This window comes from Paenibacillus sp. JNUCC-31 (assembly GCF_014844075.1).
Lineage (GTDB): Bacteria > Bacillota > Bacilli > Paenibacillales > Paenibacillaceae > Paenibacillus.
Map to the genome: position 1 here is coordinate 7459644 of NZ_CP062165.1, position 23666 is coordinate 7483309.

General features: G+C 46.0%; 14 protein-coding genes and 1 pseudogene. 14 read left to right on the forward strand and 1 reads right to left on the reverse strand.

Translation table 11 applies throughout. The annotated features are described in order from the left end of the window. The first annotated feature begins 175 nt into the window (after window positions 1–175). The 7 genes from JNUCC31_RS32650 to JNUCC31_RS32680 all read left to right on the forward strand — a co-directional run bounded on the left by JNUCC31_RS32650 (window position 176) and on the right by JNUCC31_RS32680 (window position 13369). Window positions 176–1276 carry an ATP-binding protein gene (locus JNUCC31_RS32650; protein WP_192267415.1) on the forward strand — a complete coding sequence of 367 codons (1101 nt, stop codon included), beginning with the start codon at window positions 176–178 and terminating at the stop codon, window positions 1274–1276. Continuing rightward, window positions 1264–3666: a DUF5682 family protein gene (locus tag JNUCC31_RS32655; protein WP_192267416.1), complete on the forward strand. Its 2403-nt coding sequence runs from the start codon at window positions 1264–1266 to the stop codon at window positions 3664–3666. The genes JNUCC31_RS32650 and JNUCC31_RS32655 overlap by 13 nt, the downstream gene beginning before the upstream one ends. Beyond that, window positions 3651–4841, forward strand: a complete 1191-nt coding sequence (locus JNUCC31_RS32660; protein ID WP_192267417.1) for a VWA domain-containing protein — start codon at window positions 3651–3653, stop codon at window positions 4839–4841. Before JNUCC31_RS32655 ends, JNUCC31_RS32660 begins: the two co-directional genes overlap by 16 nt. A gap of 94 nt (window positions 4842–4935) precedes the next feature. Next, complete coding sequence (locus tag JNUCC31_RS32665; RefSeq protein WP_192267418.1) at window positions 4936–8451, forward strand: DUF4132 domain-containing protein; 3516 nt, start codon at window positions 4936–4938, stop codon at window positions 8449–8451. Window positions 8452–8455: 4 nt separating this feature from the next. Further along, window positions 8456–10228 (forward strand): hypothetical protein, encoded by a 1773-nt coding sequence (locus JNUCC31_RS32670; protein WP_192267419.1) that lies wholly within the window; start codon window positions 8456–8458, stop codon window positions 10226–10228. Beyond that, entirely contained in the window at window positions 10215–10493 is a 279-nt protein-coding gene (locus tag JNUCC31_RS32675; RefSeq protein ID WP_192267420.1) for a hypothetical protein, read from the forward strand. The genes JNUCC31_RS32670 and JNUCC31_RS32675 overlap by 14 nt, the downstream gene beginning before the upstream one ends. A 368-nt stretch (window positions 10494–10861) precedes the next feature. After that, the gene (locus JNUCC31_RS32680; RefSeq protein WP_192267421.1) at window positions 10862–13369 is read left to right on the forward strand and encodes a WG repeat-containing protein; all 2508 of its coding nucleotides are present in this window, start codon (window positions 10862–10864) and stop codon (window positions 13367–13369) included. A gap of 163 nt (window positions 13370–13532) precedes the next feature. On the opposite strand, the gene JNUCC31_RS32685 is transcribed toward JNUCC31_RS32680, so the two are convergent. Further along, a complete protein-coding gene (locus tag JNUCC31_RS32685; RefSeq protein WP_192267422.1) occupies window positions 13533–13862 on the reverse strand; it encodes a DUF2642 domain-containing protein in 330 nt (109 codons plus the stop codon). Between the two features lie 292 nt (window positions 13863–14154). Between JNUCC31_RS32685 and JNUCC31_RS32690 the strand changes: the two are divergent. The 7 genes and pseudogenes from JNUCC31_RS32690 to JNUCC31_RS32720 form a co-directional block, all read left to right on the forward strand. Further along, window positions 14155–14397, forward strand: a pseudogene (locus tag JNUCC31_RS32690) (RDD family protein); the annotation flags it as partial. A 319-nt stretch (window positions 14398–14716) separates the two neighbouring features. Beyond that, window positions 14717–16342: an extracellular solute-binding protein gene (locus JNUCC31_RS32695; protein ID WP_192267424.1), complete on the forward strand. Its 1626-nt coding sequence runs from the start codon at window positions 14717–14719 to the stop codon at window positions 16340–16342. A gap of 56 nt (window positions 16343–16398) precedes the next feature. Continuing rightward, window positions 16399–17322 carry an ABC transporter permease gene (locus JNUCC31_RS32700; protein ID WP_024631937.1) on the forward strand — a complete coding sequence of 308 codons (924 nt, stop codon included), beginning with the start codon at window positions 16399–16401 and terminating at the stop codon, window positions 17320–17322. 10 nt (window positions 17323–17332) lie between these two features. Next, window positions 17333–18214 (forward strand): carbohydrate ABC transporter permease, encoded by an 882-nt coding sequence (locus JNUCC31_RS32705; protein WP_063563855.1) that lies wholly within the window; start codon window positions 17333–17335, stop codon window positions 18212–18214. A 102-nt stretch (window positions 18215–18316) separates the two neighbouring features. Then, window positions 18317–19375 carry a glycoside hydrolase family 88 protein gene (locus tag JNUCC31_RS32710; RefSeq protein ID WP_416234475.1) on the forward strand — a complete coding sequence of 353 codons (1059 nt, stop codon included), beginning with the start codon at window positions 18317–18319 and terminating at the stop codon, window positions 19373–19375. A gap of 375 nt (window positions 19376–19750) precedes the next feature. Then, window positions 19751–21985, forward strand: a complete 2235-nt coding sequence (locus JNUCC31_RS32715) for a helix-turn-helix domain-containing protein (RefSeq protein ID WP_228469364.1) — start codon at window positions 19751–19753, stop codon at window positions 21983–21985. Window positions 21986–22004: 19 nt separating this feature from the next. Then, window positions 22005–23654, forward strand: a complete 1650-nt coding sequence (locus JNUCC31_RS32720; protein ID WP_192267427.1) for an extracellular solute-binding protein — start codon at window positions 22005–22007, stop codon at window positions 23652–23654. Window positions 23655–23666: the final 12 nt, after the last annotated feature.

Sequence of the window (23666 nt, forward strand, 5' to 3'; positions counted from 1 at the left end):
GGAAAAGAATTTCACAATTGTGCTAAGAACCATGTCCATGTGCTTATGCGAAATGCTGATAAGAAGGACGTTTCAACCATTTTTATCGATTTCTGCGTTCGTTGAAAGGCCCCTGTGATAAGATACTACTAATAAGAACATACGATCTGTTTGTATGAAAGGAGAAAACTTGACGATGGAGATGCTTAAGCCACCCGCCGAGACATTATATGACACAGAATTAAGGGCCTTGCGAGAAGAAGATACGGGAAAGCGTCCTCCAAACTGGCTGCTGTCCCCGGCCTATGTCAGAGATTTTATTATTGGCAGAGATAAGCCCGCCATACTGGACGGAGAAGAGGTTCCCATTACGCGGAAGTTTTATGGCAACGATGTACTGATTGAACGAGCGGTGGTGACTCTGGCAGGCAATCGGGGCTTGATGTTGGTAGGGGAACCCGGGACAGCCAAGACCATGCTTAGTGAATTGCTGACCGCCGCCATTTCCGATACCAGTCTGAACACGATTCAGGGTACAGCAGGTACAACCGAAGACATGATCAAATATTCATGGAATTACGCCATGCTGCTGGATAAAGGCCCCTCTGAAGCGGCACTTGTACCGTCGCCGCTATATAACGGGATGAAGAAAGGGATTCTTACCCGTTTTGAAGAGATTACCCGTTGTCCTGCTGAAGCGCAGGATAGTCTGATCAGTATTCTGAGTGACAAGGTGATGAGTATTCCTGAACTGGATGGCGGTGTGCTGTTTGCCAAACCGGGGTTTAACGTGATCGCTACGGCGAACATTCGTGACAAGGGTGTCAATGAAATGAGTGGTGCGTTGAAGCGTCGTTTCAATTTTGAGACGATCAAACCGATCAGCAGTGTGAAAATGGAAGCCAAAATTATTGAATCTCAGGCGCGCAGCCTGTTATTACATAGTGGGATCGATACCGAAATTAATTCGGATGTGGTTGAATTGTTGGCCACGACATTTATGGAGCTTCGCACGGGAATGACGCGGGAAGGTTACAAGCTGGATACTCCCCAAGCGTCCATGAGTACAGCTGAAGCCGTATCAGTATATGTACAGAGTGCAATGACTTCCTATTATTACGAAGACAAGGGAATTGCTTTGGATCGGCTGGTGCAGAACATGCTGGGGACTATCGCGAAAGAAAGCGACAAGGATCTGTCCATTCTCAAAACCTACTTCTCCAAGGTCGTGAAGGAGCGTTCCAGAGAAGAGGGGATCTGGAAGGATTATTATGAGGAGAAGAAATGGATCGGTTAACAGGAAAATCGAATCTGGATGTTGCCCAGTTACAGACGCTATTTGAGTCTCAAGTGTATAACCTGAACAAAGGCACGCTTTATTTTCCCATACGTCATCACAGCCCGGCCTGTTCCTATCATTTGCTGCGATTGATTGAAGAATACAAGCCTGACAGCATTCTAATCGAAGGGCCTGAAAGCGGGAATCCGTTGCTTCCAGTTCTGGCTGATGAGGCAACAATACCTCCTGTCAGTCTTTACTACACCTATGAGAGTGAAGATGAGAGAGCAGCCTGTTATTATCCGATGCTTCGTTACTCTCCTGAATATGTAGCTCTCAAAGAAGCAGCTCGGCTGAGCATCCCTGCAACATTTATCGACCTGGACTATCATCATTTCTCTAAGTTCGGCAAGGCAGAACAGCGGGAGATATCCATTCAAGACGAAACATTACTTGCAGGGTCTGAGTTTATCCAACGTTTATGTCAAAAAACAAACTGTCGAAGTTTCGATGAATTGTGGGAGAGCGTATTTGAGATTGGTGGTCTGGAGAAGTCAACGCAGGCATTTGTACAGGATGTATTCACATACTGCACCTTATCCCGGATGTGTTATTCAGCGGAGCGGTTGAACAGCACAGGTGATCTCGCAAGAGAAGCACATATGAGGAGACGGATTGAGCAAGCCGGGCAGGAGCATGAACGTGTGCTTGTAATCACCGGCGGATTTCATACCTATGGACTGCTGATATCCGAAAATGATGGGACGGACTCAGAAGAGTGGACGATGGATAAGCAAACAAAGGCTCAGCATTCGGTACATCAGCAGATGTATCCCATGGTCTACACTTTTGCCGAAGCGGATCGACTGAATGGTTATGCAAGTGGAATGCCTTACGTGAATTATTATGAACTGATCTGGACCCAGCTGCTTCGGCAAACGGGCTCCGTGTATAATTTGACTGCTTTGGACTTGTTATCCCGACTAACCCGCAAGCTGAGGGAAGGGCATGAACATGTATCAACCAGCGACGCCATTGAGGCGTATAGCATGGTTCAGGGCCTCGCAGGACTGAGGGGAAAAAGGGAAGGCGGTGTCTATGAGCTGATGGATGCAACACGTTCTTCCTTTGTTAAGGGGGAACTTATGTTAGCTTCGGATAAACCGCTGCAAGAACTGCACAAATTGCTAACCGGGGATGTCATAGGAAAAGTAGCCCCGAACCCATTAAGTATTCCGATCGTTGAGGATTTCAAAGAGCGCTGCACAGAGTCCAAACTTCAAATTCGTACTACAGGCCAGCATAAAAAAGTGCTTGATGTATATGCCAAACCAGATCATCGTCGGCAAAGTCAACTGTTTCAATGCATGATTTATCTCGTTCCAGAGTTTGCGAAAAGGCAATCAGGACCCGATTGGATTGCACAGCGTGACATGAACCTTGTTCGGGAGACGTGGGTATACACCTATTCCTCCAGAATTGAGGCTCGATTAATCGAGAATTCACTATATGGAGGCACCATTCGGGAAGCTGCCACGCGAAAGATGGAAGAAGAGATGCTGGGGATACCGGATCATCACAGTGGTGACCTGGCCAAATCCATGCTTCAAGCTCTGCTCATGGGTCTGCAGGATACAGCAATGAAGCTGTATGAACAAGTGAGGTCAGCGCTTCGAAAGGATGGGAATTTCCTGTCGTTGTGTGGAAGCCTCCATCTGTTGAACCGAATTCTGCAGCACCGCAGACTTCTTGGGTTGTATGAAGAAGAGCAGCTCCTTAACCTCGTATCCGAAGCCTATAACAATGCTGTTGACAAACTGATGCAGCTCTCAAGAACGAATTCGGATGAACATGAAGCAATTGTTCAGGGACTGAAGCTGCTTGCCATGCTGGCAGAGTCGTCCGAAGAGCATTTTCGCGATGAGACTTTCAGGGCACACCTGAATGAACTTCTGTCAGACAGCCAACTTCCGGCACAGCTGGAGGGGGTATGTATTGCCATATCTTCGGGACTTGGGGACAGGCTTAGAGAAGAGATCGTGGATCGGGCACGTGCATATATCCGGGGATCGCAGGAACAGACCCGGCAGACTGCGCTTTATCTACAGGGTGTGTTCTCTGTAGCACGGGATGCTTTTTTGTATGAAGATCAGCTTTTATCAGAATTGAATTATATGATTGAGCAGCTTGATTATGAAGAGTTTATTCGCATGATTCCTGAACTTCGCTTGGCGTTTACCTACTTTACACCAATGGAGACAGGCCTAATTGCGGATCGGGTTGCGAACCTGCATCAGGCAGAGGCCGAAGAGATATCATGGTCTTCCGTGGACGAACGATTGCTGATTCAGACGAAAACATGGGATGAAGCCCTTCGGAAGGAGTTTGATGCATGGAAGCTGATCTGAATGAGCTGCATACAACCAAGGAAATTTTGATAGATAGTTCAAAACTTAACCGGGCAGAAACTTTAAACCGTTGGCGCCTCATTCTGGGCGAATCTGCCGAAGAAGGGTTGTCCAATGCAGATGATTACTCCCCCGATGATTTTAAATATACCGAAGTCGATGAGATTCTGGGATATCTGTATCATCGCGAATACGGTGAAGAGCAGGGTTATAGAAAAGGGGGAGGACGAGGGAGTTCGGATCTGACCGTTCCCAAATGGTTGCATAAAGTCAGGGAATTGTTCCCCAAATCAACGGTGGAGATTCTGGAGAAGCAGGCACTTGACCGTTATGGCCTAACGGAATTGTTAACGGACAAGAAGCTGCTGGAGTCACTCGAACCCAATATGAACCTGCTCAAAAATATTATGCAATTCAAAGGACGAATGAAAGGCGACGTGTTGAATAGCGCCAAGGAAATCGTACGAGTCGTGGTTGAAGAGCTTCGACGCAAGCTCGAATCTCAGACCAGAGCGAGCATTATAGGGAAACGCAGCCGCTATGCATCGAGTTCGGTGCGCTCCTTGCGTAATCTCAATTTCAAGCAGACCATTACCAAGAACTTGAAGAACTATGACAAAACCAATCGCAGATTTGTCATTGACCGTCTTTATTTTGACGGAAATATCCAGTCTCATAACAAATGGGACATCATCATTGGTGTGGATGAGAGCGGAAGCATGCTGGATTCAGTGATATACAGTTCGGTGATGGCCAGCATTTTCTATCGCCTGAATGCACTTCGTACGAAATTGTTTATTTTTGACACACAGGTTGTCGACCTGAGTGACAGGCTGGAAGACCCGGTAGATGTGCTCATGAATGTGCAGCTTGGCGGGGGCACGCATATAACCAAGGCACTCCGTTATGGTGAGACGTTAATCGAAAATCCTGGAAAAACGATATACATTCTCGTTAGCGATCTGGAAGAGGGTTATCCGATCCAACACATGTACAAGGCATGTAAGGATATTCTGGATACGGGCTGCAAGTTGCTTGTGCTGACCGCACTCGATTTTAACGGAGATACGGTGTACAACAAACATGCTGCGCAGACGTTATCCAATATGGGTGCACATGTAGCTGCGATTACACCCAATGAGTTGGCGGACTGGATTGGCGAAATTATTACTTGAGCAGCGAGATGAATCGAATGATCCAAAATGCTTACTTAATTGATTGGTTATATACAAAATCATATTTAAACTCATATTCAAGGAGGAATGTGTAATGCTTACCGCAGACCGTGCAGTGGAGGCTTTGGTGGAGAAGTTTGCAGAGATGTGTTCCAACGAATATTCGTTGAAAACGGACCGGAGTTCGGAAATCATCGATTATGTGATGGGAACGACGGACAAGTTCCCTGATATGCTGGGAAGTTCCACCCATTATGCCTACCAGACGATCGATGTACTCATGAAACTGGCCAAAAAAGATGACGGAGACATATTCTTTCGGGCTGGAGCCATTGTGATTCATATGGAATCCAATTATTCCAGAAGGAATTCGTGGAGAACTGATGGTTTTACGCTCTGTCTCGGGAACGACTCGGAAGCTTATGGACTGAGTGGAAAGAGCAAAAACAATGATCGTATGGCCGGGTTGCTGTACCGGTTGGAGAAAATCAATCGGTTTGCTGGAGAAAAGGAAATTCTGGATGAATTAAAGAGCAGACTGAAGGGCAATTTCCAGGATGTAATCAATGGGATGATGCTCCTTCGACTGTATTCAGATCTCAATGATAGCCCTGCTCATCTTGCCCAGGTGCAAGAGTTCACTCAATCTCTGCCTGCACTGTTTCAACATGTGATGACAAAGGATACAAGAAAGCTGCAGAATGAACTGCATACATTGATTGAGCCTCTGGTAGTTTACAATTTTCAAACCAAACATAACAGATCTGCATATGAATTGAATGCTGAATTCCTCCTGGAGAAGCATAGTCGGGTTATCGCTGAGAACTATTCGAATACTTCTCTTTCCAAAAAGGAACAACTCTCATACAGTGAGTTCGACAAAACGATGATCCTTCTGAGCAGTGCTTTGTTGTATATGGTTAACATCAGTGGGGGAAAACAACGTTTCCTAGATGACAAGAGTGAGACCGGTCGCATTTTGCTCGAAGCCATAAACCAATTACATGAGATCTATCCCCTTGAAGTTCGACGCTACTTGTTAAACATGGACCCAAGAACGAAAAATGCCAATGAGCTGTTGTCTGGGCTGATTCCTCTGGATGAGCCTTATCAGCTGATTGAAATGTTGCGTACTGAACTTGAAGCGTACACCATACCATGGAATTTTCTACAAACAGCAATTGTGAACGAACCGCAGCAGGCCATTCGTGCATACCACATATTAAAACCCCCATTCCTCAAATTGTGCATTCAAAAAATGATGGAGGACCGTGGAATCGCTCTACCCGATGCGGATGAAACTATCGAACAGGCGGTGTTCAGTGCGCTTCGGCATCCGTTAGATGGAGGGAGACAAGGGCTTGCGATTGCGCGATATTTGAACGGGGAAAGCTCACTTGAAGAATACTGGGAAGATCCGAATAGTCGTGGGCTGTTTAATAACCTGAATCGGGACAAAAGACGCGTTCATAATCTAATCAGCATTAGTTTCTTGCCCTTGGATTCGGAGGCAATGCGTCGGTTCGTGATTCTGACCACATATCCCGAGTGGACATTGGATATTGTCTCAGATATGTATCAATCTTACGCGTTTAGCGGAGAGCAGCTGCTCGAACGTTACGGCCAAGATCCAGAGGTGAAACAAGATAAATTGCTTTCTAGCCTAATTTCGCTCAATGGCATGACCGATTACAAGTACAAATCGATGCCTCAGGATGAGTATCGCCGGATCATTCAACAGAATTTGGACTATGCTATTGGCCAGTACAAGAAACTGCCAACGGATACACGCATTCTTGTTTTGGAAATTACCTTTGAACAACGTCATGAACTCTCGACCAAACAAGTAGCCGAAGCGATTCGTGCTGGCTTGCAAGATTCATCCAAAAAAGCAAATGGCGTGGCGTTATCTGAATTCAATCGGATTCCTGATCAGGACTTATATACCGCCATATATCGTTCAGAGAAAAAAGCGGGCGTGAAAGAAATGGCTCTGAGTGCTATTCGCAGTTTGGATCATAGCAAAGATATCTATAGTGAGCTTCTGAAGGGTGAAAAGTCTGCAGATTGGAAGAACCTGATTCAAATTCTGCTGGATACCGCGGATCAAAGCCCAGAGTATGCTCATGCGGCGCTTGCCGATCAGGCAGATGCCAAAAAGCTGTCCAGACTAGGCTGGTTATCTCTAAAGGATCTGCCTTCTCTTGTGCGTTCCACTGACAATCAACCATTAGATGACCAAATCAAGCAATATCTCTTGGTGCAATCGATAGATCATACTTCTGCGCCGAACGAAAGACTGAATGAACTACGCGAGTATGCAAGCGAAGGATCGTTGGCACGGTTTGCTAGCGAACTGCTCCAGTTATGGATACAGGATGGTGCTATCGCAAAAGAGAAATGGGTAATGTACCTCTCGGCACTCTTTGGCGATAATCAAATTGTAAGTATACTGGCTCCAGAAATTAGGGAATGGACAGAAAACAGCCGCGGCGCCATTGCAGCAGATGCTGTAAAAGTATTGGCCTATCTTAAGGAACCATCCGCTCTCATGGCGATTGACAAGATTAAACGTACCGTAAAGAACCGCCAGGTTAAGGGTGCTGCTGAAGAAGCGCTGCAGCTTGCAGCTGAAAATATGGGACTTACCTCGGAACAGTTGGAAGACCGTCTCGTCACGACGCTTGGTTTTGATCAGAATGGAACGATGCAGCTTAGCTATGGGGAGCGTTCATTCCTGATTAAAGTCAATGGAGATCTGCAAGTCGTTGTTGTAAATGAAGAAACGGGAAAATCAGTGAAAAGCCTGCCAGCCCCTGCACAGAAAGATGATGCTGAGCTTGCCGCACAGTCCAAGGCACGTTTCACACAACTGAAAAAAGATCTCAAAACAATGGTTACGATTCAAGCACAGCGTCTGGAAGAATCACTGTCCAAGCAACGTCTGTGGGCGGCTGGGGAATGGAAAGCACTGTTTGTTGAAAATGTAATCATGCGGAAATTTGCGGTAGGTCTGATCTGGGGCACGTATGAAGATGGTCAGCTGGTTAACACCTTCCGTTATATGGAGGACGGCACGTTTAATACCGTCGATGAGGATGAATATGAACTGCCTTCAGATTCGCTGGTGGGACTGATACACCCACTCGAACTGGACCAATCTACGCTCGAAGGATGGAAAACACAGCTGGAGGATTACGAGATCAAGCAGCCGTTCGAGCAGCTGAATCGACAAATCCATGAACCTGAGGATGAAGACAAAAACAAGGTTGAATATGAGCGCCTGCCAGAGTCTGAGTTCTCTCCAACTGCCTTCCCCAAAGCGCTGGAGAAATACGGCTGGGTCAAAGGTCCGGCGCAAGATGGCGGCTGGTACCATGAATTTTACAAAGAGTACGGAGATCTTGTCGCAGAACTGCGTTTCAGTGGGACGAGTATCACGTATTACGAAGGGTTGGAAGAAATTACGCTGGAATCGTTGCATTTCTTTAAGCCTGGCAGTCAGAAACACTATTATTATGGCGATCACAAGGCTATTGCCTTGGGTGAAGTCGCAGGTCGTGTGTTCAGTGAGACCATCTATGATATTTTAAGAGCGTCAGGACGTTGATCACGTGAGTGGATTTGAACCAAAATTTCGGATATTTTCGATGCTGTGTACGGAGGATTATTTGATTCGATATGCCAACAAGGGATTGTATAAACGATCTCTGAAAGAGCTGGACAATGGCGTGACTGTGCAATACACCTGGAATGAAGCATCCGTGAGTTGTCAGTTGAGTGATGGTATACAATGCACGCTAGAAAATACGCTGGACCAATGGAAATGCTCCTGTCCGGCAGATCATATCTGCAAACATATATTGATATCCATAGTATATTATCAACGGGAACACCATGCAGAAGATACAGTGAATCAGGAGGAAGAAGCTTCATCATCAGACTTCGATCCTTCGTCTGATGTGGACGATCATGAGACAGTTCAAATTCAAAATACACACTCCCTGGTAAGGGAATCCCGCTTCCGCTGGATGATTGAATCAGATCTTGCTCCTTTGGTTAAATCGTATAGTTCTTCCTTGATCGAAGAGGTTTTGTTCCGATTAAGGTATCCAGAACAGATTGAAGTATTGGAAGATTCTCTTCTGACGGTACGTCTGGTGAAACAAGAAATTGAGGTTTCGTTTACAGAGGAAGCTAGTCTTGCCAAGGCCCTGTGCAAAGTAAAACAAACTGCCGGAAATATGGCCAAGCTTGAGGCACTGCTGCGGTATCGGATGCAACAAGGTTTGGATGATACGGAAGCCATAAGTGGAAGTGTCCATGACGCCAAGTTTTCAATTCAAACCGTGCGGGAATGTCGCTCCGTGCTGGCCGATCTGTTAAAAACGGGACTTGCTCGTCTACCGCAGTCCTATATGGCCCAATTGGAAACACTGGCGATTGCGGCACATAGTGGTCAACTGCCTGACGTGGAGCGGAGTTTACGCGGGATTCAGGGAGAATTGCAATTGTTTTTTAACAGACATGTACGCTTCTCCATGCAGTCTATGCTTGATCGGGTGACTACATTGTATCTTGCTCTTCAGGTGCTTGAAGAAGATAAGGTATCTGCATTCAAGCAGAGCCAGCTCATTGGCCGTTTTCGTAGTAAATATTATGCGGTTCCTGCGCTGCATCTGTATGGATTGGGTGCTGATGCGTGGGAGACACGCTCCGGTTACCGTGGAATCACTTATTATTTCTATTGTTTTGATGATGAGGAGATGTATACGTACAGCGATGTGCGGGCGGTATACTATGAAGATGATCAATTCTCATATACAGAGCATTACGGTTCTTTCACTCCATGGATGCCCAATCTGACTTTTCGTCAATTTGCCGGGGAAGAGGTTCAGTTTCGTTCGGTGAAAGTAAATGAAGAGCACAGGCTGTCCTCGGGGGAAGGCGCGAAGCTTACGCTGTTGCCCCGAACAGGAGTGGAAGAGGTGAACCTGGGCAAGTACATGAAAGATGTAGCCTCTGTACTCGCAGAGGATTCACTCCCATTTGAGTTGTTTTCCGTTCCAAAAGAGCGACTGGCGATAATTAAGGTTGCCCGGGTTGTAGAACATCGCTTTAATAAGCAATCACAGGACCTTATTCTTACGATGGAGAGTGACAATGGTGAGACGTTGGACCTGACTCTTCCTTATTCAACGGAATGGCAGACCATGATCAAACGACTGGAGTCGGGTTATGGAGCAGGAACACTCGAACATTTTTATGCTTTTGTGCGTATAGAGCAACAACGGATATACCCGATCAGCTTCCTGAAGGGTCAAACTGTGATCAGTCTGAAACTGGATGCGGGCTATGGAAGGACGGGGAGATTTGGAAGACTATAGTCAGTTGATGCAGAAGATCAGCAGCTGGTCGGAAGAACTGTTGCTTCGCGGATTATCCCAATTTACACTGAGAGATATCGAAGTGCTGGAACAGCTGGTTGTGGAGACTGCGAGGTTCCAAATGACTTTTCTTCGTGAAATGTTGGAACAGATGATTGAAGAGGGTCGAAAAATTGCTTTGGGAAATGGCGATGAGGAGCTTATGCTGTTTCATTACTGCCGCATCACACAGTATGTGCAGCTCAGCATTCAGGAATCTTCCTGAATCGATACACACTTAAAGAATTGCAGAAGCGTACGCCTCTGCAATTCTTTTTTATATGTATTGAGTAAATTGAGTTTTTGGATCGAATCTAATATAGAGTTACGTTTTAATGGAGATATCCGTAGCTTACTAACTCGTATATCACTCTATATGGAAGGGAGGGTAAGCATGAAGGAAGATCAGATCAGGAAAGCCGTTGCAAGGCGTGACCATGAAGCCATGGAATGGGTGATGAATCAGTATGCCGGATTGTTGTGAAAGATATTCAACGTTCCAGAGTTAGCGGTTATATTCGCTCCGAAGTCATATCCCTGCTTAGGATGCATATCCATACATTAGGCGAATGCTGTCTTAAGGAGGAAATAGGCATGTCCATGAGCGAACCTCTGTTAATCCAAATTGTCAATCAACATATCCCGGCTGACGCGACTGTTGTCACCATTGATAAACCGGTCAAACATCCGGCCATTTACGCTTCAGATCTGACCGGAGACGGAATGCCGGAAATTGCTGCTGTATATCAGCAGGGTGGAGAATTAATACTGCTTGTTCTGAAATTTTACCAGGGTCACTGGATCAAAATGTCTTTGACCAAAGGTTTGGGATATGGTGTTACTTTGCTGACAGCGGCATCTGTGACATCCACGGCGAGAAATAATCTCATTGTGGGTTGGCAGATCGGTGCAATCTGGTCGAAGCTGGCTGTATACGATTGGACGGAATCCGGACTGGCAGATTTGGCACCAGAAGATTTGTATTACAGCTATGCAGAAATCATCGATATGCCGGGTCACCACGGCAGAGACGGTAAAGTGGAGATTGCACTCTGGATTCATGACACAGGTGAAGCCTACCGGGTGGAGATCATCCGCTGGCAGAATGGGAAATGGGTTCAAGCAACAGATGTATACCCGTATTACTTTCCTAAGGTCGTACAGTATTACGAACAATTGGCAGAACAACATCCAGATTATATGATCTATTGGTACTATCTTGCGGACGCGCAATATAAAGCCGGATTATTTCCTGCTGCACTCGTTTCTGTTCAAAAAGCATTAAGCTTCAATGCCCCATACCCTTCACGGGAAGTTCTGCTTGAACTGGAAAAGAAGATTAGGCAGACCATGGGCACAGAGGGTCATGCACGTGAAACGACGTGGTTATTTCCCATCTCGGTTAGAACAACAACAGGAACCCGGTGGGGTTATATGGATGCCCAAGGTCGTATTCGACTTGAACCAATACTTGACGATGCCGAGAACTTTCAACCCAACGGGCTTGCTGTTGTGATCACAGACAGGAAGGCTGGGGTCATCAATCTTAACGGCCAATTTGTCGTTCAACCTGTATACGATTCCATTAACTCTTTTGCAGAAGGCCGGGCCATCGTTATCGATTCCCAAGGGTTCAAGATGATTGATGAACAAGGCACAGTTCTCACCAAGCGGGCGTATCCGTTTATTGCCAATGTGAAGGACGGCCGAGCGCTGTTTTACCTTTCAGACAGCAGTCAGGCAGGCGGTGAGATCAGTCGTTACGGTTATTTGGACACCTCTGGAAATGAGGTGATCCGGGCTCAGTTCGCTTCAGCGAACGATTTTCAAGATGGCAAGGCCGTTGTGCAGATCAAGGAAAATGAATTTGCGTTAATCAACCGAAATGGTCAGCGATTGGCGACGTATCCGTATGCCTATGTGGGGCCTCAGGGTGACGGATTACTTGCTTTTCAACAAGAGACATCGGGTAAATACGGGTATATCGACGAAAGTGGTCATATCCGAATTCAGCCTCGCTTCACCTCGGCATTTCCTTTCAGTGGTGGTCACGCTATCGTGAATACAGCTGAGGATTACAACTCCATCTATGGCGTGATTAATACACAGGGCTCATTCATCATCCAACCGGCCTACAATGATATTCGGGATCTGGGAGAGCATCGGCTGGCACTGGGGCAAGCGATTGACCCCAAACAGTCTTTTTTGGGTTCTGTGTATGCAATTGCGGATGAAAGCGGTAGAAGGCTTACGGATTTTGTATATACGGATGTATCGAATTACAAGGGAGGGCTGGCTTCAGCAACGAATGGAACGCAAACCTTCTTTCTGGATCTGAGCGGGCGACCTGCATCGGGATTTCCCATTGTTGAAGGCTCGGGCACACTTGAAGTGGTAGCTCCAGATCTGATTAAGGCATATGTAGACCAGCGTGTATCCTATGTAAACCGGGCGGGGCAGATCATTTGGAGGCAAAATACAATCGTTCCACTTCACCCGCCTTATCGTGTACGTGAAGAGAAGTATAAACCCAATCCGGACTACCTCGTGTATTACCCGCAGGTGGAAGGATTATCGGATCAAGCCGTTCAACTTGGAGTAAACGCCAAATTGAAGGCATTATCTCAAGTGAAGCCCATCCCTGCCGACCAGAAGCTGGATTATACGTACACGGGGGATTTTGATATTACGTTCTATCAGCAGCAACTGCTTCAACTCAAACTCACGGGTTATAACTACCCGGCTGGTGCAGCACATGGGATGCCTACGCTGATCTATGCGATCATTAATCTGAGCAGTGGCCAGATGTATGAACTCAAGGATTTGTTTAAACCAAACAGTGATTATGTAAAGGTACTCAGCCAAATTGTAGGTGATCAGATCAAGAATGATCCGCAGTATTCTTATGTTTTTCCAGACACGTATGAGGGAATCAGCCCCGATCAGCCGTTTTTTGTCACAGCGGATGCACTGCATCTATACTTTAGCCCTTATGAAATCGCGCCTTACGTGGCAGGATTTCCGACATTTACAATTCCTTTTGCCCAAATCAAGGATATCATTAATACAGAGGGTTCATTCTGGAAAGCTTTTCATGCGTAACTGAAATGTTTCATCTTAGTGAGGCCACGAACAGACTTCACATAAAGGTGGATGAAAGCGGCTTTACCTCGCGTATTATAAACATTTTTTGGCTCTATACCACAAAAGTACCCCATAAAGAGACTTTTATGAAGTGTCTAACTACAGGGTACGGTTTACTGCATCAGAGTGATGACTCTTTTGCGATTTCAAAATAAACGATTTCACATAATCGAATGTGATGCTTTTTTCCAAGAACATCAAGAGTTGCGTGATCAGTGGAAACATCATCCAGAGTGCCTACCAATTTGCCGACAGTTGTCGTGATGACAATCTTTAATCCTATGTGTTGGAATAATAGCTCGGTAAATTTGGGCTCTACAGCTGCTGTGTACATCACATCATTCGGTAACCCCAAAGTTTCCGTGCGTTGTGCATCTCTATTCCGATAATATTGCGGAGCTGTGGATAAGGCATAGTCCTGCGGATCTCCATAGTACTTGAATCTATACATGTGCTTCATCCTCCTTTGTCATAAATTGAATGATAATACCTAACGTGTTCCATGCCGGCCTTCAACTGAAAAGTGTTAGACTTGGTTTCAATGGTGTAATCCAGCAGTGATATGAATAGTATATACACCCATATAGGTGAGGGTGAATTCCAGTTCGCCATGAGTTTCTCAACCCATGTTGAGTTAGAACAAATTTATGAAAGGAGTTAGAAATAACGTATTTATTAGTCTTTGTAGTAAAGAAAGTTTGGAGGAAACATTATGTATAAAGCAGGTTTTTGGATAAGGTTCGGTGCCAGTATTCTGGTACGGTAGAACGATAGGAAAACGCATCTGCGGAATTCGAATTCGAAAATACGATACACATGAGCCCCCTGGCATTGGAGCCATGTTGATGCGAGTTGTTGTGGCAGGAATTGTGTATGCCATAACGTTGGGCATTGGTTTCATTGTAAGTGTCATCATGGTTGCTGTACGAGAAGACAAACGTGCAATACATGATTTTATTGCAGGTACAGAAGTCGTATGGGACTGAAAATGACAATTCGAGCTCTGACGCAATAATCCCTTATATTTCAATCAACTCATATTCACCCACGTTACAGACTATGAACAATGTTCATGGTCTGTTTTTTTGTGATGTCTGAAGAACAGTCCCAAACCCGCGCCAGCACAGCTAATTCAAGACAGTGCAGATGAGGATATAGAGAATTTGTTTATTGCTTTGGCTAAATGATCATTTGGTTCTGACGAAATCAACATGTCATTTGATCTTTTGCGGATATCGCTACAGTGACCTCTCCCTTAATCTGAGGTAGAGCACAGACATTCCCAAAAGGTGGAGGATAAGGTCCATGAGAAGAAAAGTGTTATCTACGAGTTTGATGATCCTGTTATTAGGTACAACGATCCTGGGGTGTTCGTCCGGAGACAGTAAAACGGGCGAAACTGATAAAGGCACACCAAGCGGATCAACGGAAGCAACAACCTATCCGATTCAAACGGATAAGACGCTTACGTACTGGGGTGAAATTAACGGAAACCTGATCGGGGTCAAAAATTCGCACAGCGAAATTCCATTCTTTCAAAAATGGCAGGAAAAAACCGGCGTGCCACTCAAATTCACGGCACCACCGACAGGTCAGGTCAGAGAATCCTTTAACGTGATGCTGGCGTCTGGAGATTTGCCGGACATGCTGGAGTACAACTTCATCGGAGATTTTCCCGGTGGACCGGAGAAAGCCATCAATGATGGTTACATCCTCAAGCTGAACGATCTGATTGACCAGTATGCTCCGAATCTGAAGAAATACCTGGAGGAAAATCCGGACATCGACAAGATGGTCAAAACGGACAGTGGTAGCTACTATGTATTCCCGTTCGTTCGGGGAGATGAGTATCTTCGTGTCTTCCAGGGACCCATCATTCGTAAGGATTGGCTGGATGAGCTGGGACTGCCGGTTCCGGAAACGATTGATGAGTGGACCACAACCCTGAGAGCTTTTAAAGAGAAAAAAGGCGCATCCGCTCCGTTCTCTGTTGTAAGTAAGCCACGATTCTTTAATGATTCCGGTAACGGTGCTTTCCTTGGCGCCTTCGGTGTAAACCGCGGATTCTATCAGGAAGACGGACAGGTCAAATTTGGCCCGTCAGAAGAGGGATTCAAAGAATACTTGACGTTATTCCAGGAGTGGTACAAAGAAGGGCTGATTGATAAAAACATCTCAACAGCGGATACCAAATCCGTTGACGGTAACCTCGCTTCGGGTGCTACTGGCGCCAGTGTCGGTAACGCAGGCGGAGGTATCGGCAAATGGCAGCCGCTCGTAGAAGCCAATGATCCGGATGCCGTTCTGGTCGCCGCACCATATCCGGTGCTTAACAAAGGTGATATTCCTAAATTCGGCCAGCTTAACCAGGGTTATGCCTCGGAAGGCACGGTTGCCATCACAACGGCAGCCAAGGACCCGGAACTTGCCGTTCGCATGCTGGATTATGGCTACAGTGAGGAAGGGCACATGTTCTTCAATTTCGGTGAAGAGGGTGTCAGCTATAACATGGAGGGCGATTATCCGAAATTCACGGATTTGCTGCTGAAGAATCCGGATAAACTCGCTCCTGCACAAGCAATTTCCCTATATGCCCGCAGCAGTTATAACGGTCCATTCGTTCAAGATAAACGTTATGCCGAGCAGTTCTTTGCTTTGCAGACCCAGCGCGATGCGATTGATGTATGGAAGAATACACAGGCTGCAAAATATAATCTGCCTTCAATTACGCCTACACCTGAAGAGAGCTCCGAATACGCGACCATCATGAATGATATCAACACGCTCGTCGATGAGATGACCATCAAGATCATTCTCGGCAACGAATCAGTGGATCAATTTGAGAGCTATGTCGCGAAAATGAAATCGTTACATCTGGATCGAGCGATTGAGATTCAAACAGCAGCACTCGAACGCTACAACAACCGGTAATTGTAAAAGGGGAGGGCACTGGCCCTCCCGATTGAAAAGAGGTGAAAAGGTACATCATGAGCAATCGTCAATCCTTTAGAAGCCGGTTCGTACGGGACTTCATGATGAACAAGTATTTATACATCATGATGATTCCTGTTATTGGATATTATTTAATATTTCATTACGGTCCGATGTACGGCGCAATTATTGCCTTTAAAGATTATTCTCCGATGAAGGGCATTTTGGGGAGTGATTGGGTTGGGCTGAAGCACTTTGAGGAGTTTTTCAACAGTTATTATTTCTTGCGGGTTCTGAAGAACACCCTTCTTATCAGTTTGTATACACTGCTCTTTGAATTCCCCGCACCAATTATTCTGGCGCTGCTCATCAATGAAGTGCGCAAGCGCACATTCAAGCGGGTCGTTCAGACGATAACGTACATGCCTTATTTCATCTCTCTTGTTGTTATATGCGGTATTATTACGGACTTCACGAACGCAGATGGATTAATTAACCGGCTCATCATGATGCTTGGATATGACGGTCAGGCGATGCTGCAAAAGCCGGAGCTGTTCCGTCCGATCTATGTCCTGTCTGAAATATGGCAGCGGATTGGTTGGGAATCCATTATCTATATCGCTGCGTTGATGAGCATTGACCTGGAGCAGTATGAAGCGGCGAAGATCGACGGAGCAAGCCGTCTCAAGCAAATGTTCCACATTACACTGCCGGGATTACTGCCTATTATTACAATCATGTTCATTCTCCGGATGGGGAATATGCTGAATGTCGGGTTCGAGAAAATCATTCTCCTTTATAATCCGGTGACCTATGAAACGGCTGACGTGATCTCTTCCTTCGTATATCGAAAGGGATTGTTGGAGTTCGGATGGAGTTACAGCTCGGCAGTCGGTCTATTTAACTCAGTGATCAATCTCGTTCTTCTGATTTCGGCGAACTATATCAGCCGCAGAGTGAGTCAAAACAGCTTATGGTGAGGTGGTAACTTTGATTAAGGAAAGCGGTTGGTTTGACCGAATCTTTACGATCTTCAATTATACATTTCTAATCCTGCTTGTTATCGTCACCTTGTATCCGCTGCTCTACGTGTTATTTGCGTCCTTAAGCGACTCGGCGCAGCTGTTAGCGAACAAGGGTCTCCTGTGGAAGCCGGTGGGCTTTAGTCTGGAAGCTTACAAGAGCGTGCTTGCCAATCCAGGTATAGCCACAGGGTTCCGTAATACATTATTTATTCTTGTATTCGGCGTCATCGTTAACCTGTTCATGACAGCGCTTGGTGCGTATGTGCTGTCCCGTAAAAACGTGATGTGGAACAAGGTGTTTATGTTTTTTATCGTGTTCACGATGTTCTTTGGCGGCGGGTTGATTCCACTGTACCTGGTGGTAAAAGGCGTTGGCCTGTTAGATACATTGTGGTCGACCATTCTGCCCTTTGCCATCAGCACGTTTAATCTGATCATCATGCGAACGTCGTTTATGGGTATCCCGGACAGTCTCGAAGAATCAGCCAAGATAGATGGAGCCAATCACTTCACCATTTTGTTCCGCATTATTATTCCGTTGTCCATGCCCGTCATTGCCGTGATGATTCTGTATTACGCAGTAGATAAGTGGAACGGGTGGTTCTATGCGTCTGTCTTTATCAAAAGCCGAGAGCTGTTCCCGCTGCAATTGGTGCTGCGTGAGATTCTGATCGCCAATTCTACGGAGAGCATGTCGGCAGGTGCATCGGCTGGGGATCGCTTCCAGATCGGGGAAACCATCAAATATGCGACTATTATGGTAGCGACGATACCGATTCTGTGCATCTATCCGTTTTTGCAGCGGTTTTTCGTAAAAGGTGTCATGGTTGGTTCATTGAAAGGTTAGATCAGAGAATTGAAGAACGGTAAGGAGGTATGAGGTTACATGAGCGTATTAAATGAAGTGAACAAGGACGTGTGGGATCAGATCAAGAGCAAAACCGATCAGATGCTTGCATCCATAGGTGATAAGTCTCCGCATGTTGCTGGAACCAATGGCATCTATGACGACATGAGAATCGATTGGTGGACCTCGGGATTCTGGCCGGGCTTGTTATGGATTATGTACGATATGACGGGTGATGAGAAATATAAAGAAGCTGCATGGAATTGGGATCAACGGCTATCGGAACGGTTTCTTGAAAATAACTACTTCGATCACGACGTGGGCTTTCATTTCCTGCCCACGGCCGTTATCAAATACAAGCTCACCGGAGATGCCGATGCAGCTAGACGTGCTTTATTTGCTGCCAACTTCCTGGCTGGGCGCTTCAATACCAAAGGCAGCTTTATCCGGGCCTGGAATGGAAACATGTTGGGATGGTCGATCATTGACACCATGATGAATCTGTCGTTACTCTTCTGGGCATCGGAGGAGAGTGGAGACCCCCGTTTCAGCCATATCGCCAAGGCTCATGCGAATATGGTCATGAAGCATTTTGTCAGGGAAGATGGTTCTGTGCATCATATTGTTTCATTTGATCCCAAGACAGGTGAACGTGCTGAAGCGATAGGGGGACAGGGAGCGGCGCCGAATTCGGCATGGAGTCGTGGAGCTGCGTGGGCTTTATACGGATTAACGAATACGTATCGTTATACAGAAGACCCGGCATATCTTGATGCTGCACAGCGTGTGGCGAACTTCTTCATTTCCAACTTGCCTGAGGATAGCGTTCCGCATTGGGATTTCCGGGCTGAGTCCGAAGAAGGAGAAGAGATTCCACGGGACAGCTCCGCGGGTGCAATTGCTGCTTCCGGATTGCTTGAGCTTGCAGATGTACTAACTGATCCTGAAGGCAGGCTATATGCTACCATTGCCAAACGTATCCTGAATTCCTTGCGGGATCACTATGGAACATGGAATCTTCCTGATCACGAAGGTATGCTTCTGAAGGGAACCAGTCACAAACCGGCGGGTCAGAACGTGAACGTCTCGCTCATATACGGTGACTATTTCTACGTCGAAGCGAGTGCAAAATTAAACGGTTGGAAGCATCGCATTTTCTAGAAATGTTCTAAGTACATTTTTGAAATAGACTCATCTATTCAAAAATTGAATGACCATACATTGATGTTTTGATACCGAATGCCCGATAGACGAAATTAGTCTATTCGGGCTATTTGTGCTTGATTTGACGGGGAAAATCGGTGGTGGCTACCCTTTTTGTCAATCGAATTGAACTTTTTATCTATATCCCAATTGCGCTCTTACCGTTATAATAAATTCCTGATCCAAACATAGATAATCTACGAAGAGTTGGGTGATGAGTTGTTGCTAAACATTCGATATTTGTGGCAAAAACGAGAAAGCATAATTGTAACCTGGCTTGTCTCTTACAGTGCTGTTTTGATTGTGCCGATTCTGATCAGTTTGGTTATTTACATGCAAGCAAATGAGACTTTGAAGAGTGAAATACATCGGGCCAACGATTCTTTATTGAAGCAGATGCGTTATACGATCGATACACAAGTTGATCTGATGAAACGGTTAAACATGGAAATGACGTGGAGCCCAAATCTGCAAACGTTGATGTATTCCAATCAGCCGGCCAAAGAGGCGCCGTATACGGCATACCAACTGGTAAAGGAACTCCGTCTCTATAAAACATCCTACGCATCCATCGATGAATTCTACGTCGTGTGGAAAAAAGATCAATCCATTCTCCGTTCAGGTAATATTCGGGATATGCGAACGGCATTTCATACCATACATAACACAGGTGCAATGTCTTTCGAAGCGTGGCGGGATCAGATTCTGGGTACAGAGACGAATCAATTCGTCATACTGCCACATCAGAATGCAGCTCCGGCGGAGTCTTCGATTGCGTACATTACACGTCTGCCTGATGATTTGAATGGTCAGGAGACCGGCACGGTTGTCGTCATGGCGGATACGCGAAGATTCCAGGAAGCAATTGAGAGCATTTCGGGTTTTAGTGATGCCACACTGCTGATTCTGAACCAGAATAACGAGATTCTGATGAGCAATCATCCGGGGTCAGAGGAATTGAAGCCATTCATGAATGGCAATCAGGTTCAATTGGATAACGCCAAGGTAGGCAAGTCGGAGATGTTCTACATGGACTCTGCGGTATCCGATCTCAAGTACGCATTGATTATTCCCAGCAGCCTATATTGGGAAAAGGCAGTGTATGTCCGCAATTTTACGTATATCAGCATCGTAGTGAGTCTCATTAGCGCGGGTGTACTGACCTGGTTCTTCATGCGCCGGAATTACTCCCCAATCCAACAGCTCGTGGAATCACTAAAAGACAAAAATAGTCAGAACGAACCTGCTGATCGGAACGAACTTCGGTTTATTCAGAAGGTCATCATGAACACACGTTCAGAAAAGAATGAGATTGCCCAGCAGTTGCAGAAACATCAGCAGGTGCTGCGCTCCAATATGATTAATCGGCTTCTCAAAGGCAAACAGGATACGCTTGTGCCTTATGAAGATGCATTCCGTTCATTCCATATGCCGCTGTATTCAAGTGAATTTGCTGTGATCCTATTTGTTATCGAGAATGAAGAGAATCTCTATGGAAAGCTGCCAGGTATTGATATCAACGAACGAAACAAGCTAATCCATCTCATTATTTCCAATGTGGTTGAAGAACTGGCTTCAGAGCGTCAGCACGTCGGATATGTGGCTGAAGTTGATGATATGATGGTCTGCCTTGTAAATATGAAAGCGGATTCTTCGGATTGGAACCAGGATCTTCATCACATTGCGGCAGAAGCGCAGCGATTCCTGGAACGTTATGAAATGGAATTGACGATCTCCATCAGTGGACGCCATACGTCGTGGATTGGTATCGCCGAAGCATACCAGGAAGCTGTAGACGCGATGGAATACAAAATGGTGCTTGGCAAAAAAGGTATCATTACCTATGGCGATGTCCGCAGCGATGCGATGGCGGATGACCCGTTTGGCTACTACTATCCGCTTCAGGTGGAACAGCAGCTTCTTAATTTCATCAAAGCGGGAGATACCGACCAAGCCAGCGCTTATATGAACGAGATTACAGAGCGAAATTTTGATAAACCGATTATGTCGCTCACACTTGCACGTTGCCTGATTTTTAACCTGGTAGGTACAATGATCAAGGCTATCAATGATCTGGGGGACAGGGATAACCATACGTTAACCCAATACCCGAATCGGATTGATGACATTATTGCCGGGGATACCATCCAGGAGATGCAGGAGGCTTTGCAGAATTTGCTTGAGGAGGTATGTTCCTATGCCGCTGACAAGCGCGCAACGAATGTATCACAAGAACGTGAGGATTCCCTGCGTCATCTCAGTAGCCAAGTCACACAGTATATTGAGAGTAACTATACAGACGTGAATTTGAACGTCAACGCCATTGGTGAGCATTTTGAGCTGAAGGGCAGTTACTTGTCCAAACTTTTCAAGAATCAGACCGGCGAGGGTCTGCTGGATTGCATTCATAAATGCCGTATCCGACAGGCCAAAGAAATGATGGAGCATAAACAGGAATCCATTACCGAAATATCCCGATTGGTCGGGTATAATGATGCAGCCACTTTCATCCGGGTATTCAAGAAATACGAAGGCATTACCCCCGGTAAATATAAAGAAATCAGTTGATTTGAAAGGAGACCGGAACATGAACGTAAAGAAAATGTTGGCATTCATAACAAAAGTAACAGGATTTATCCTGCTGCTTGGCATGCTGACAGCTTGCGATCAGAACGGGTCAGATTCGGATGCCGCGATGGATGAACGTTCCGGCTCGTCAGAGTCTAAGACCGTCTCCATCGCCGCTCCCGATGACGATGGGAGATTAACCTACTGGGCTGAATTGAACGGCAATGCAGCGAGCATCAAGTCCAGCTTCAATGAAGTTCCTTTTTTTCAGGAGTGGCAGCGGAGAACCGGAGTCAACCTTCAATTCATCCGGCCTCCCGCCAATCAGGCCAAAGAAGCGATTAATGTGCTGCTTACGTCCGGAGAACTGCCAGATATGATTGAATACGAGTGGAGCAATTATCCCGGTGGGCCGGAGAAAGCGATCAAAGACGGATATATTCTGAGATTAAACGATGTTATTGATCAATACGCACCTCATCTGAAGCAGTACCTGACGGAGCATCCAGACATTGATATGCAGATTCGAACAGCGAACGGAAGTTATTACGCGTTTCCTTTTATTCAGGGAGATGATAAGCTGCGAACCTATCAAGGGCCGATTATCCGGAAGGACTGGCTGGATGAACTTGGACTTGACGTGCCAACAACGATTGACGAATGGCATACGATGCTTCAGGTATTTAAGGACAAAAAGGGAGCTGACGCTCCGCTTACTTTTCTAGGTGTTCCGAATCCGTTGTTTGGTATCGAAGGCGGCGGTTTTATTGGCGCTTTTGGCATTAAAAAGGGGTTCTACGTGGAAGATGGCCACATTAAGTTTGGGGCACAAGAACCTGAATATAAAGCGTTTCTCTCCTTATTTCGTGAATGGTATGCGGAGGGACTCATTGACAAGAATCTGGCTGCCGTCGATTCGGAGACTCAGGATACAAACATGACCACAGGACGCAGCGGCGCGAGTATCTGGAATGCAGGGGCGGGGATTGGTACATGGCTACCCATCTTGCAAGAGACAGATCCCCATGCAAAGCTTGTGCCAGCGCCATATCCTGTCATGAACAAAGGAGATCGCCCGAAATTTGGTCAACTTGCTCCCGCGATCGGTTCCAGTGGAGTCGCCATATCCAGCAACAGTCATCATGTAGAAGAAGCAGCACGAATGTTGGACTACGGGTATGGGCCTGAGGGACATTTGCTGTTCAACTTTGGTATTGAAGGTGTTAGTTTTAAGATGAAGGACGGGTATCCGACGTATACCGAGACTATTTTGAAAAACCCTGATAAGTGGTCGCCGGCGCAAGCGCTTGCGATGTACACGAGAGCGAGTTATTTCGGTCCATTTGTACAGGATACGCGATATATGGAACAATATTATATTTTGCCGGAACAGAAAGAGGCGGTGCAGTTATGGTCCAGTACGGACGCTGTTCTGCATCAGGTACCAACTCTGCCCAAAACCGAGAAAGAAAGCACGGAGATGTCAGTCATCATGCAGGAAGTGAACAAAGTGGTGGACGAGATGTCGCTTAAAATCATTTTTGGCATTGAGCCGTTGGATGCATTCGATACGTATGTCGAGCAAATCAAGTCATTACAGATTGATCGTGCGATTGAGATTCAACAACAGGCGTTAGAGCGATATAATCGCGCTGTGTCCTCTAAATAAACCCTTATATTG